Raw genomic sequence first — 12,830 nt, forward strand, 5'->3', positions numbered from 1 at the left:
GACCGGTGCTCGTGGGGGCTGGGCTCACAGGTCGCGTTCCCAGGTCTCCGCCACCATGGACACGCCGAAGGCGTTCAGCGGCTCGCTGGCCACATGGTCGAACCCGGCCTTGCGGTAGATCTCGCGGGCGGCGGTCAGGATGTCGTTGGTCCACAGGGTCATGCGGGAGTAGCCAGCCGACCGGGCGAAGCGCATCGCCTCCTCGGTCAGCCGCTTGCCGATACCGAGGCCGCGCGCGCTTTCGTCGACGAACAGCATGCGCAGCTTGGCGGTGGTCTCGTCCGCGTCGACGATGAAGACCGAGCCGACCACCACGCCGTCGCGCTCGGCGATCCAGCAGCAGTGGCGGGCCGGGTCGAACTGGTCGATGAAATCAGCGGCGATCCGGGCGACCAGCGCCTCGAAGCTCATGTCGAACCCGTATTCGGCGGCATAGAGCCTGCCATGGGCGGCGATCACCTCGCCCATGTCGCCGGGCCGGTGCGGCCGCAGCAGATAAGGCTCCGCCGGCGCGGCCGTCGGATCGATGATCGCCTGAATCGTTCCCATGGCCGATAGCAGTCGCCTGCGGTCCTCAGGCGCCAGGGCTTCCAGGGCCTCGGCGGCCACGACATTGGCCCGGTCGTACATGGGCGTGAAGGCGGCCCGGCCGACCCCGGTCAGGGACAGGCGTCGGATCCGGCCGTCGGTGGCGTCCGGCACGGCGGCGATCCAGCCCTTGGCCCGGAAGCCCTTGAGCAGGCGGCTGACATAGCCGGGATCGACCCGCATGTCGGCGCTGATCTCCTTGGCCGTCGGTCCCTCGCGATGGGCGATCTCGTAGAGCACGCGCATCTCGGTGAGTGAGACCGCACTGCCCTGATGGTCCGGCCCGAGCGCGCCGATATAGGACGTGTAGAACCGGCTGAACCGCCGGAACGCGGCAACTTCGGGAGCGAGGGTGACAGCAGCATCGGTCATGTGAGTGACGATAGCACCAAATTAGATGCTTTAAGCAACTAAATGCATCATACCCCGTCATCCCGGCGAGGTCCGGGCCTGATCCGGAGTTCGGCCGGGACCCAGTCTGGGCGCCTGGCGCAAGGTCCCGGGCAGACCCCGGATCAAGTCCGGGCTCTCCCGGGATGACGCGTTAGGGTCATGTCGGGAGCAAACCACGTCACCCGTTTCCGGCACCCCCGCCGTCGCGCTATGCTCGCCGCGTCCGCGACGGACCAACGAGAAACGACCACCGTATTCGCCAGGGAGAACCCGCCATGTCCGCCTCTTCGGACGCCAAACGACTGACCGTGCGCCTGAGCAAGGCCGACAACGTCATCACCGCTCGCTTCGATCTCACGCCCGGCGTGGAGCTGTCCGGCGAGGGCATCGCCACCAAGGCCGCGATCCCGGCCGGCCACAAGATCGCCACCAAGCCGATCGCGGCGGGCGAGCCGATCCGCAAATACGACCAGATCATCGGTTTCGCCACCGAGTCGATCGAGCCCGGCGCCCATGTCCACGTGCACAACGTCGAGATGCAGGATTTCGAACGCGACTACGCGTTCGGCGCGGACGTGAAGCCGACCGCCTATTTCAACAACAGCGAACAGGCGACCTTCCAGGGCTTCAGGCGCGACAGCGGCCGGATCGGCACCCGCAACTATATCGGCGTGCTGACCAGCGTGAACTGCTCGGCCACCGCGGCGAGGTACATCGCCGAGGCGATCACCCCGCAGGTGCTGGAGCAGTATCCGAATGTGGACGGCGTGGTGGCGCTCACCCACTCCACCGGCTGCGGCATGGCCGGCGACGGCGAGGGCTACGCCAACCTGCAGCGGGTGCTCTGGGGCATGGCGCGGCATCCGAATTTCGCCGGCGTTCTGATGGTCGGGCTCGGCTGCGAGGTCAACCAGATCGACTTCCTGCTGGAGGCCTACGGCATCAAGCGCGGCGACGCGTTCCAGACCATGAACATCCAGGACGCGGGCGGGTTGCGGAAGACCGTCGACTGGGGCTCGGGCATGATCCGGGAGATGCTGCCCAAGGCGAACGAGGCCGGGCGCAGCACCTGCCCGGCGAGCGAGCTGACCCTGGCGCTGCAATGCGGCGGCTCCGACGCCTATTCCGGCATGACCGCCAACCCGGCCCTGGGCGAGGCGGCGAACCTGCTGGTGCGCCATGGCGGCACCGCGGTGCTGGCCGAGACGCCGGAAATCTACGGCGCCGAACACCTGCTCACCCGCCGGGCGGTCAGCCAGGAGGTCGGCGAGAAGCTGGTCGAGCGGATCAAATGGTGGGAGGACTACACCGCCCGCAACGGCGGCGAGATGAACAACAACCCCTCGCCCGGCAACAAGCGCGGCGGGCTTACCACCATCCTGGAGAAGTCCCTGGGCGCGGCGGCCAAGGGCGGCACCACCAACCTGACCGGCGTGTACAAATACGGCGAGACCATCGACACCAAGGGCTTCGTCTTCATGGACAGCCCCGGCTACGACCCGTGCTCGATCACCGGCGAGGTGGCCAGCGGCTCCAACGTCGTCGCCTTCACCACCGGCCGCGGCTCGGTCTACGGCTGCAAGCCCGCCCCCTCGCTGAAGCTCGCCACCAACACGCCGATGTACAGCCGCATGTCGGACGACATGGACATCAACTGCGGCGAGGTGCTGGACGAGGGGATCTCCATCGAGGAGATGGGCCAGCGGATCTTCGACCGGCTGCTGGACGTGGCGTCCGGTTCGCCGACCAAGTCGGAGGCCCAGGGCATGGGCGACAACGAGTTCATCCCCTGGCAGATCGGCGCGGTCATGTGACCGGGGTCCAAGGCACCTCATGAGCGGATCCTTCGCCGACAGCTATCTTGGCCGGCTCCGCGCGATCATCGGCCCGCGTCCGGTCCTGATGCCGGGGGCGCGGGTGATCGTGGAGAACCCTGCCGGCGAGATCCTGCTGATCCGGCGCGGCGATTTCCAGCTGTGGAGCTGGCCCGCCGGCTCGGCGGAGATGGGCCAGACGATCGAGGACACGGCCCGTACCGAACTGCGCGAAGAGACAGGCCTCGTCGCCGGCCCCCTTGCCCCGATCGGCTTCGCCAGCCACCCGGAGCACGACCGGGTGGCGTATCCGCACGGCGACGTGCTCTATGCCTACGCGATGATCTTTCACGCCACGGCGTGGGAGGGGGAATTGAAGGCCGACGGGCATGAGAGCCTGGACGTACGGTTCTTTGCCCAGGACGCATTGCCGGAGGACCGGACCGGCACGGTCGACCGAACCCTCAGCGTGCTGCACCGCTTCCGCGCCAGCGGCGGGGTGTTTCAGTTGATCTGATACCCCGTCGAGGGGTTAAGCCGTGAGCCCCGCCAGCACCCGCTCGGTATCGCTGACCCAGCCGAACAGGTTGTTCTCGCCGTAGATCAGCGAGATCGCCGCGTCGTGCAGCTCCGGCGCCGTGGCGGCACAGGCGTCCTCCACCGTCAGGCAGCGGAAGCCGCGGTCCACCGCCTCGCGCATGGTCGACGCCACGCAGCATTGGGTGGTCACGCCCGTCAGGATCAGCGCCTGCACGCCCCGGGCGCGCAGGCGGTCCTCCAGGTCGGTGCGGTAGAAGGCGCCGAAGCCCGGCTTGTCCAGGACCAGTTCCCCCGCGGCCGGGCGGCACTCCGCGATGTGGTCCTGGCCCGGCTCGCCGCGGATGAGGAAGCGGCCCAGCGGCCCGTCGCTTCCGGCCACCTTGCGGTCACGCTTGAGCGCGTGCATGTCGGAAAGGTCGGGCGCGTAGCCCTCGCGGGTGTGAACCAGCATGAGGCCGGCCTGCCGGGCGGCGGCGATCAGGGCGACCGCGTTGGGGATGATGGCCCGCATCGGCGCGATGTCGTCGCCCAAGGCGGCCACCATGCCGCCGGGGTCGAGGAAATCGCGCTGGAAGTCGATGGCGACCAGCGCGGTTCTGGCCGGATCGGCCGTGAAGCTCAGTCCGGCATTGCAGGAGATCGTGCCCATGGGTCCGGTTTAGCCGGAACCAGGGGCGCGCACCATCCGCTGATTTGCCCGGCGCGGCCTATTCCGCCGCCGCCTTCTCCTGGGCGATGGTCGCCTGGGCCGCCGCCAGCCGCGCGATCGGCACGCGGAACGGCGAGCAGCTCACATAGTCCAGCCCGATCTCCTCGCAGAAACCGATGGAGGACGGATCGCCGCCATGCTCGCCGCAGATGCCGAGCTTGATGTCCGGGCGGGTCTTGCGGCCACGCTCGGCCGCGATCTTCACCAGTTCGCCGACCCCCTGCTGGTCCAGGCTGACGAACGGGTCGACCTCGATGATGCCCTTCTCCTCGTAGAAGTGGATGAAGGCGCCGGCATCGTCGCGCGACAGGCCGTAGGTGGTCTGGGTCAGGTCGTTGGTGCCGAAGCTGAAGAACTCCGCCTCGACCGCGATCTTGTCGGCCTGCAGGGCGGCGCGCGGCAGTTCGATCATCGTGCCGACCAGATAGTCGACCGTGATCCCGCTCTCCTTGGCCACCTGGCCGGCGACGTCGTCGATGATCGCCTTGATGATGCGGACCTCGGCGTCGGTGGCGGCCAGCGGGATCATCACCTCCGGCAGCGGCGCCTCGCCGCGCTTGGCGATCTCGGTCGCGGCCTCGAAGATCGCCCGGGCCTGCATCTCGGAGATCTCCGGATAGCTGATGGCCAGACGGCAGCCGCGATGGCCGAGCATCGGGTTGCTTTCGGTCAGCTCCAGCGCCCGGCGCTTCACCGTCTCCACGGAGACGCCGGCGGCCTTGGCGACCTCTTCCATCTCCTCTTCGGTATGCGGCAGGAACTCGTGCAGCGGCGGGTCGAGCAGGCGGATGGTGACCGGCAGGCCCTCCATGATCCGGAACAGCTCGATGAAATCGTCGCGCTGCATTGGCAGCAGCTTGGCCAGCGCCGCGCGGCGGCCGGCCTCGGTGGTGGAGACGATCATCTCGCGCATGGCGATGATGCGCTCGCCCTCGAAGAACATGTGCTCGGTGCGGCACAGGCCGATGCCCTCGGCGCCGAAATCGCGGGCGACCTGGGCGTCGGCCGGGGTCTCGGCATTGGCGCGGATGCGCATGCGGCGCGCCGCGTCGGCCCATTCCATGACCTTGGCGAAATTGCCCGACAGTTCCGGCTGGATGGTCGGAACCTCGCCGAGCATCACCTCGCCGGTGCCGCCGTCGATGGTGATGCGGTCGCCGACCTTCACCTCGGTGCCGCCGACGAAGAAGGTCTTGTTGGCGTAGTCGACGCGGATCTGGCCGGCGCCGGACACGCAGGGCCGACCCATGCCGCGGGCGACCACGGCCGCGTGGCTGGTCATGCCGCCGCGGGTGGTCAGGATGCCCTCCGCGGCGTGCATGCCGTGGATGTCCTCGGGGCTGGTCTCGATGCGGACCAGGATCACCCGCTCGCCCTCGCGGGCGGCGGCCTCGGCGTTGTCGGCGGAGAACACAACCTTGCCCGAAGCGGCCCCGGGCGAGGCCGGCAGCCCCTTGGCGATGACGTTGCGTTCCGCCTCGGGATCGAGGGTCGGATGCAGGAGCTGGTCGAGGCCCTGGGGCTCGATCCGCGACACCGCCTCGCGCTCGGTGATCAGGCCTTCCTCGCACATGTCGACGGCGATCTGCAGGGCGGCGTGGACCGTGCGCTTCCCGTTGCGGGTCTGCAGCATGTACAGCTTCTTCTGCTGCACGGTGAACTCGATGTCCTGCATATCGCGGTAGTGCGTCTCGAGCTTGATGCGCACGTCGTCGAGCTGCTGGAACACCTCCGGCATGACCTCTTCCATCGCCGGCAGGTCGGAGCCCTGCTTGCGTTTGGCGGCGACGGTCAGGCTCTGCGGCGTGCGGATGCCGGCGACCACGTCCTCGCCCTGGGCGTTCACCAGGAACTCGCCGTAGAACATGTTCTCGCCGGTCGAGGGATCGCGGGTGAAGGCCACGCCGGTGGCGCAGTCGTCGCCCATATTGCCGAACACCATGGCTTGGACGTTGACGGCGGTGCCCCAGCTTTCCGGGATGCCGTGCAGACGGCGGTATACATTGGCCCGCTGGTTGCGCCAGGAGCCGAAGACGGCGGTGATCGCACCCCAGAGCTGGTCGCGCGGGTCCTCGGGGAACGGCTCGTCGAGCTGCTCCTTCACCTTCGCCTTGAACTGATCGACGAGGGCCTTCATGTCGTCGGCGCTGAGCTCGGTGTCGAGGGAGACGCCCTTCTCCTCCTTCGCCAGCTCCAGCAGTTCCTCGAAATGGCCGTGGTCGACGCCCATGACGACGTCGGCATACATCTGAATGAAGCGGCGGTAGCTGTCATAGGCGAAGCGCGCGTCGTTGCTGCGCTTGATCAGCCCTTCCACCGTGGTGTCGTTGAGGCCGAGGTTCAGGACCGTGTCCATCATGCCCGGCATGGAGACTCGGGCGCCGGAGCGCACCGAGACCAGCAGCGGGTTCTCGGCGTCGCCGAACACCATGCCGACCTCGTCCTCGATCTTCTTGATCGCGACCTCGACGGCGTCGGTCAGGTCCTCGGGATACTGCTCGCCGTGGTCGTAGTAGTAGGTGCAGACCTCGGTGGAGATCGTGAAGCCCGGCGGCACCGGCAGCCCGATGGAGCTCATCTCGGCCAGATTGGCGCCCTTGCCGCCCAGGAGATTGCGCATATCCGCACGGCCCTCGGCAGAGCCGCCACCGAACCCGTAGACCCACTGTGTCATGCTGTCTGTCCCTCAGCCTTGAATCTTGGAGAAATCAGCGACCGATTCCATCACGTCTCGAATTGTCGCGAGCAATTTGAGCCTATTGATTCTCAAAGCTGGATCATCCGCATTGACAACCACACTTTCGAAAAAGGCATCAATCGGCTCCCTCAAACTAGCGAGACCGATCATCGCAGCTTCAAACTGTTCCTCCCTAACTAGACGAATTGTCGAGTCAACCATTCCATTGAGCGCATCAAATAGTCGCAACTCGGCTTCCTCGAGCATCAGAGAAGGGTCAGGATTGACAGGATAGGCTGTAAAACCTTTGGATTCCTCTGCGACCAAAATATTTGAGGCTCGTCGATACCCACGCAATAGGTTCACACCATCGTCGCTCTCTAAGAACTCAGATAGAGCTTTAGTCTGCGCGAGCAACCTCACCAAAACGCCAGTACCCTCTTGGGAGAATACTGCCTCGATTAGATCGTGACGTACCCCCTCTCCCCGAAGATGAACTTTCAGCCGGTCCACAAAGAACGCGAGCAGAAAGCCGCCCGTTGAATCGATCGTCGGGCCATAAATCTCCTCGCTGGCGTCAATCAGACGATGAAGATCTATTCTCAGATCATTCTCGATGATCAGCCGGATCACGCCGAGCGCGGCACGACGTAATGCGAACGGATCCTTGGAGCCGGTCGGGGTTTCACCGATGCCAAAAAAGCCGACCAGAGTGTCGATCTTGTCGGCCATCGCCACCGCGACGGAGACCGGCGCCGTCGGGCAGGTGTCGGTCGGGCCGACGGGCGAGTAGTGCTGGGCGATGGCGTCGGCCACCTGAGCGTCCTCGCCGGCGTCGAGCGCATAGTACCGGCCCATCAGGCCCTGCAGCTCCGGGAACTCGCCGACCATGCCGGTGGTCAGGTCCGCCTTGGCCAGGGTTGCGGCGTGGCGGGCGGTGTCGGCATCGGCGCCGACCATCGGGGCGATCTCGGCGGCGAGCTGCGACACCCGCTCCACCTTGTCGGCCATGGTGCCGAGCTTGTCGTAGAACTTGACGTCGCGCAGGGCGTCGCGGCGGTCGGCGAGCTTCACCGCCCGGTCCTGGTCCCAGAAGAACTTGGCGTCGCTCAGCCGCGCGCGCAGGACCTTCTCGTTGCCGGCGACGATGTTGGCGTTGCGGGTCTCCTCGCTCGCCATGTTGGAGACCAGGATGAACCGGTCGGCCAGGGCGCCATCGGGCTTCTCCACTGCGAAATACTTCTGGTGGCTGCGCATGGAGGTGATCAGCACCTCCGGCGGCACCGACATGAACTCGGCGTCGATGCGGCCCATCAGCGGCACCGGCCATTCGACCAGCCCGCAGACCTCGTCCAGCAGGCCCGGGTCGTCGCGCAGCACCAGCCCCTCGGCCTCGCACAGGGCCTTGGCCTCGGCGAGAATGGCTTCCTTGCGGTCCTCGCGGTCGAGCATCACGAAGGCGCCGCCGATCTCGGTGCGGTACTCGTGGAACGAGCCGACCGTCACGGCATCCGGCGCCAGGAAGCGGTGGCCCCGCGTCTCGCCGGTGAAGGTGAGCTGGGTCTCGCCCAGGTCCAGGCCGCCGTCCAGCACCGCGCCGTCGAACACCGCGAGGATGTGGTGCAGCGGGCGCACCCAGCGGAAGGTGTTGCGGCCCCAGCGCATGGATTTCGGCCAGGGCAGCTCGCGGATGGACGACAGAATGATCTCCGGCAGGACGTCGGCGGTCGCCGCGCCCTTCTTCTCGATCACCACGAACCAGAATTCGCCCTTGCCGGTGTCGCGCTTCTCGCACTGGTCCAGGGTCAGGCCGGTGGAGCCGAGGAAGCCCTGGATCGCCTTTTCCGGCGCGTCCACCCGCGGGCCGCGGCGCTCCTCGCTGACGTCCGGCTGCTTGTCCGGCAGGCCGTCGACCACCAGGGTCAGCCGGCGCGGGGTCACATAGGCGTCGGCGCTGGAAAACTCCAGGCCCGCAGCCTTGAGCTTACCGGTGACGAGCCCTTTGAGGTCTTCCGCCGCACGCGCCTGCATGCGCGCCGGAATCTCCTCTGAGAACAGCTCCAGAAGCAGTTCAGCCATCATTCTTCTCGGAGCGCTTGGCCTCCGCCTTCTTCTTTTCCCAATCGGCCTTCCAGGCGGTGCTCACCTCGACCCACTTCTCGCAGCAGCCCTTCGCCAGCGTGCGCACCCGGCCGATATAGGCCTGGCGCTCGGTCACGCTGATCACGCCCCGCGCGTCCAGCAGGTTGAAGGAGTGACCGGCCTTCAGGCACTGGTCATAGGCCGGCAGCGGCAGGTTCGCCTCCAGCAGCTTGGCGCACTCGGCCTCGCAATCCCTAAAGCGGCGGAACAGCTGGTCGGTGTCGGCGTATTCGAAATTGTAGGTCGAGAACTCCAGTTCCGCCTGCTTGTAGACGTCGCCATAGACCTTGCCGCCCTCCTCTTCCGGGATGCCGTCCCAGTCGAGGTGATACACGTCGTCCACGCCCTGGATGTACATCGCCAGACGCTCCAGACCGTAGGTCAGCTCCAGGCTGACCGGCGAACAGTCGATGCCGCCGACCTGCTGGAAATAGGTGTACTGGGACACTTCCATCCCGTCGCACCAGACTTCCCAGCCGAGTCCCCAGGCGCCCAGCGTCGGGTTCTCCCAGTCGTCCTCCACGAAGCGGATGTCGTGGGCCAGAGGGTCGAGGCCGATGGCGCGCAGCGAGCCGAGATAGAGCTCCTGGCTGTCGACCGGCGACGGCTTCACGAGGACCTGGAACTGGTAATAGTGCTGCAGCCGGTTCGGGTTCTCGCCGTAGCGGCCGTCCGTCGGCCGCCGCGAGGGCTGCACATAGGCGGTGCGCCACACGTCGTCCGGACCGAGCGAGCGCAGGGTCGTCGCCGGATGCGACGTGCCCGCCCCCACTTCCATGTCGTAAGGCTGAAGGATCACGCAGCCCTTGCTCGCCCAATAGGCCTGGAGCGTCAGAATCAGGGACTGAAAATCGGTGCGTGGCTGATGCGCAGTGCCGGGCCTGTCGCCGTCGGGCATGTCTCGTCTCTCGCGGGATTTCGCGGGTGCGAGAAACTAGACGGGCACCGGGCCCAAATCAAGGCGCGATGGAGTCATGCCGCACTGCAGTCGGCGGCGGATAACGCCCTGCAAAGACTCCCGATACGGCTCAAGGAATGGAACCGCACCCCCACCGGTCTCGTTATCAGAGAGAAAGGTGGTTACTCGACATGGAAAAGGTACTCATCATCCTCAGCATGTTCGGTTGCTCCGACGCGGGCAACCAGTGCGACCTGCTCGACACCGGCGCCGAGGTCTTCCAGTCCCGCGCAGCGTGCGAGCGGCAGATCGACGCCTCGATTCACACCGGGATGGACGCGCCCTACCCCACGATCATCGCCAATTGCGGTACGCCCGAAGAGACCGCGCTGATCTTGAAGGATCTGGCGCCCGGCGCCCCTGACGGCGCGGCCATCGCATCCAAGGAAATCGACTCGCACCCCAATTCCTGAGGCTATCGCCCTCCTGATGTTATCGCCGCAGCCCGGCATAGCGCACGACATCGGCCAGCGAGCCGATCGTCGTGGCGCTCAGCCCCGAGGTGATCTCGATGCCGCGAGCGGTGACCGCCCGGTTGCCCTGATGGTTCAGATAGCTGTTGGGGTCGGCCCGCAGCAGGCCGAGCACGACGTCGGCCAGCAGCCGGCTGCCCACCGGCCCGAGGGTACGCCCGCCGCTCAACGCCGCCGCCTCGCGCAGAACGTAGAACCACAGCGGCGTGCGGTCCGCGAAGCCGCCGGCGGCGACGGCGCGGGCCAGCACCGGATCGTCCCCGGCGACCTGCTCCGTGCTCATCGGCACCAGACCGAGACGACGGGCCACCGCCTGGCCGGTCGGCAGGCTGCTGAGATAGCCTTGAAGCAGACGGCGTTGCGCCCGCCCGGTCATCGCCCGCACCGCGTCGGTGCGGCCGCCCAGCCCCCGGGTCAGGCGGGGCCCGATCGGCCGCGCCCGCTGCGGGCCGGGGATGCCCGCCTCCGCGAGATCGACATAGTTGCGCCAGCAGATCACCGCCTCCGGCTTCAGCCGGTGGTCCGGTCCGACCAGCCGGCCGGGCGGATCCTGGGCCTCGTCGAGGGTCAGGGTCAGCCCGTCGTTGACCGTGTAGGCCGGTCGCACCATCGAGTCCGCGAACGGCAAAGCGCCCAGCGCGAACTCCAGAGGCATGGCCGCGGCGCCGCCGGACGGCCGGAAGAACCGGGGGCCGTTGGCCGTCACGTCTGCCAGCACCTCCGCATCGCAGACCGCGGGCAGGAACGCGTTCACGACAAGGTACTGATAGGCCCAGCGCACAAGCCGGCGGGTCTGGCTCCACCGGCTCTGGGTCGAGCATCCATGGGTGCTCTCGAACACCACGTTGTTGAAGCGCAGCATCGCCGCGTGGAACTGACTCAGGTTCAGGCACCCGTCATTGCGCCCGTCGCCGACGATCGCCCGCCCGGCCAAGACGCCGTCGACATGACGCGGCAGATCGAGCCGCCCGTCGCGGTCGAACCGGACCTTCAGGCGCAACCCGTCATAGAGCTGGTCGGAGCTGGCGCCGATCCGGTCGGGGCAGCCGAGCGCCGCCCCCAGACCGGGGCCGTCGCCGTAGAGGCTGGCGAGGTCGAACTGCGGGCGGCGGCCGTTGACGATCCGCCGGACCAACAGATCCGGGGCCATCGGCGCCAGAACGGACCCGGCGGCGACATCGCGTGCGCAGTCTGGTGCCGCGCCCTCTGGAATCGCGCCGTCCGGCAAGGGGGTCGGGCCGGCCTTCCGGTCGATCCGGGCCGTCAGGTCGTGGGCAATGAACCGGGCGAAATAGGTCATGACCGCCGGCAGGGTGCCGTCGGTGCGGATCTCGGCATCGGCCCGGGTGCCCGGATCGCCCATGGCCGCGCCCAGATCCAGGAGTCCGTTCACCGTGCGGTCGCATGCCGGCAGCAGACAGTCCGGCGACCGGGCGGCATCCTCGAACAGATAGCCGAAGGCGCCGCGCCCTGCCGTCTGACCCTCGGTCTCCGCACCATCCTGCTGACTGAAATGCATATCCATGTCCTCTTCCCTATCGAAGAGGCGGCTCCCCGCCCGCCACGGACCCCGGAGGATCCGGCGCCCTTGTGCGCCCTCCGACGGGGCGCGGCAGTGGTCTTTGCCACGTGGTTAACAGGAAATGAACGCACACCCTTCTTTGAGGCGCCGACGCCGGTCGCCGTCCGGTTGTGGGGTGGCGCGCGCCCCCTTGGGGAGCTATGAGTCGGCCACGCATTTCGACTTAGGAGACCCCGCCCATGGCCAACCGTTTCGACCTCTCCGGCAAGACCGCGCTCGTCACCGGGGCGAGCCAGGGGCTGGGGGCCGGCTTCGCCAAGACCCTGGCCGAGGCGGGCGCGAAAGTGGCCCTGGCCTCGCGCCAGACCGGCAAGCTGGAAGCGCTGAAGGGCGAGATCGAGGCGGCCGGCGGGACCGCCGCCGCCATCGCCATGGACGTGACCGATCTGGACTCGGTCCGCGCCGCCTTCGACGCCACGGAAGCGGAGCTCGGCACGGTCGACATCCTGGTGAACAACGCCGGCATCGCGGTGACCAAGCCGTTCCTGGAGATGAGCGTCGAGGACTGGGATTCGGTGCTCGACACCAACCTGAAGGGCTGCTTCCTCGCCGGCCAGGAGGCCGCGCGACGGATGGCCGCCCGCCATGGCGAGGGCGGCGAGGGCGGCTCGATCATCAACATCGCCAGCGTGCTGGGTCAGAGCGTGATCGGCCACCTTTCGGGCTACTGCACCTCCAAGGCGGCGCTGATCCAGCTCACCAAGTCCATGGCTCTGGAGCTGGCGCGGGTCGGGGTGCGGGTGAACGCCCTTGCGCCGGGCTATATCGAGACGCCGATCAACACCGACTTCTTCCACACCCCGGCCGGCGAGAAGCTGGTCAAGGGCATCCCCCAGCGCCAGCTCGGCCAGTCGGAGGATCTGGACGGCGGCCTGCTGCTGCTGGCTTCCGAGGCCTCGAAATACATGACCGGGACGGTGGTGACCGTCGACGGCGGCTTCTTGGTAGCCTGAG

The 12,830-nt window shown here is 67.4% G+C and carries 10 protein-coding genes; 4 read left to right on the top strand and 6 right to left on the bottom strand.

Going from position 1 to position 12,830, the window contains the following annotated elements; translation table 11 throughout:
• Window positions 1-24: 24 nt before the first annotated feature.
• Window positions 25-960 carry a bifunctional helix-turn-helix transcriptional regulator/GNAT family N-acetyltransferase gene (locus tag G578_RS0117125; protein WP_028795289.1) on the bottom strand — a complete coding sequence of 312 codons (936 nt, stop codon included), beginning with the start codon at window positions 958-960 and terminating at the stop codon, window positions 25-27.
• Window positions 961-1,256: 296 nt separating this feature from the next.
• Between G578_RS0117125 and G578_RS0117130 the strand changes: the two genes are divergently transcribed.
• A complete protein-coding gene (locus G578_RS0117130) occupies window positions 1,257-2,795 on the top strand; it encodes a UxaA family hydrolase (protein WP_028795290.1) in 1,539 nt (512 codons plus the stop codon).
• A 19-nt stretch (window positions 2,796-2,814) separates the two neighbouring features.
• On the top strand, window positions 2,815-3,312 hold the full coding sequence (locus tag G578_RS26805) for an NUDIX hydrolase (RefSeq protein ID WP_051244957.1): 498 nt from the start codon (window positions 2,815-2,817) through the stop codon (window positions 3,310-3,312).
• Between the two features lie 15 nt (window positions 3,313-3,327).
• On the opposite strand, the gene G578_RS0117140 is transcribed toward G578_RS26805, so the two are convergent.
• The 4 genes from G578_RS0117140 to G578_RS0117155 are packed head-to-tail and all read right to left on the bottom strand — an operon-like array spanning window position 3,328 to window position 9,761.
• Window positions 3,328-3,984 carry a cysteine hydrolase family protein gene (locus tag G578_RS0117140; RefSeq protein WP_038015150.1) on the bottom strand — a complete coding sequence of 219 codons (657 nt, stop codon included), beginning with the start codon at window positions 3,982-3,984 and terminating at the stop codon, window positions 3,328-3,330.
• 58 nt (window positions 3,985-4,042) lie between these two features.
• Entirely contained in the window at window positions 4,043-6,718 is a 2,676-nt protein-coding gene (gene ppdK / locus G578_RS0117145) for a pyruvate, phosphate dikinase (RefSeq protein WP_028795292.1), read from the bottom strand.
• Between the two features lie 12 nt (window positions 6,719-6,730).
• Window positions 6,731-8,800, bottom strand: coding sequence for a glycine--tRNA ligase subunit beta (glyS, locus tag G578_RS0117150; protein WP_028795293.1), 2,070 nt, complete (start codon window positions 8,798-8,800; stop codon window positions 6,731-6,733).
• Window positions 8,793-9,761 (bottom strand): glycine--tRNA ligase subunit alpha, encoded by a 969-nt coding sequence (locus tag G578_RS0117155; RefSeq protein ID WP_051244958.1) that lies wholly within the window; start codon window positions 9,759-9,761, stop codon window positions 8,793-8,795. The genes glyS and G578_RS0117155 overlap by 8 nt, the downstream gene beginning before the upstream one ends.
• A 191-nt stretch (window positions 9,762-9,952) precedes the next feature.
• On the opposite strand from G578_RS0117155, the gene G578_RS0117160 reads away from it, so the two are divergent.
• Window positions 9,953-10,234, top strand: coding sequence for a hypothetical protein (locus tag G578_RS0117160; RefSeq protein WP_139189441.1), 282 nt, complete (start codon window positions 9,953-9,955; stop codon window positions 10,232-10,234).
• Window positions 10,235-10,253: 19 nt separating this feature from the next.
• Here G578_RS0117160 and G578_RS0117165 read toward each other — a convergent pair whose 3' ends face one another.
• Window positions 10,254-11,819, bottom strand: a complete 1,566-nt coding sequence (locus G578_RS0117165) for a peroxidase family protein (protein WP_028795296.1) — start codon at window positions 11,817-11,819, stop codon at window positions 10,254-10,256.
• Window positions 11,820-12,055: 236 nt separating this feature from the next.
• Here G578_RS0117165 and G578_RS0117170 point away from each other — a divergent pair, with 236 nt between their 5' ends.
• On the top strand, window positions 12,056-12,829 hold the full coding sequence (locus G578_RS0117170) for an SDR family NAD(P)-dependent oxidoreductase (protein WP_028795297.1): 774 nt from the start codon (window positions 12,056-12,058) through the stop codon (window positions 12,827-12,829).
• The last annotated feature ends 1 nt before the right edge of the window (window position 12,830 follow it).

Origin of the sequence: Thalassobaculum salexigens DSM 19539 (assembly GCF_000423805.1) — a bacterium.
GTDB lineage: Bacteria > Pseudomonadota > Alphaproteobacteria > Thalassobaculales > Thalassobaculaceae > Thalassobaculum > Thalassobaculum litoreum.

Excerpts from the sequence above, each read along its gene's own strand:
- G578_RS0117125 (WP_028795289.1), bottom strand. The coding sequence starts at position 960 with ATGACCGATGCTGCTGTCACCCTCGCTCCCGAAGTTGCCGCGTTCCGG.
- G578_RS0117130 (WP_028795290.1), top strand. The coding sequence starts at position 1,257 with ATGTCCGCCTCTTCGGACGCCAAACGACTGACCGTGCGCCTGAGCAAG.
- G578_RS26805 (WP_051244957.1), top strand. The coding sequence starts at position 2,815 with ATGAGCGGATCCTTCGCCGACAGCTATCTTGGCCGGCTCCGCGCGATC.
- G578_RS0117140 (WP_038015150.1), bottom strand. The coding sequence starts at position 3,984 with ATGGGCACGATCTCCTGCAATGCCGGACTGAGCTTCACGGCCGATCCG.
- ppdK (WP_028795292.1), bottom strand. The coding sequence starts at position 6,718 with ATGACACAGTGGGTCTACGGGTTCGGTGGCGGCTCTGCCGAGGGCCGT.
- glyS (WP_028795293.1), bottom strand. The coding sequence starts at position 8,800 with ATGGCTGAACTGCTTCTGGAGCTGTTCTCAGAGGAGATTCCGGCGCGC.
- G578_RS0117155 (WP_051244958.1), bottom strand. The coding sequence starts at position 9,761 with ATGCCCGACGGCGACAGGCCCGGCACTGCGCATCAGCCACGCACCGAT.
- G578_RS0117160 (WP_139189441.1), top strand. The coding sequence starts at position 9,953 with ATGGAAAAGGTACTCATCATCCTCAGCATGTTCGGTTGCTCCGACGCG.
- G578_RS0117165 (WP_028795296.1), bottom strand. The coding sequence starts at position 11,819 with ATGGATATGCATTTCAGTCAGCAGGATGGTGCGGAGACCGAGGGTCAG.
- G578_RS0117170 (WP_028795297.1), top strand. The coding sequence starts at position 12,056 with ATGGCCAACCGTTTCGACCTCTCCGGCAAGACCGCGCTCGTCACCGGG.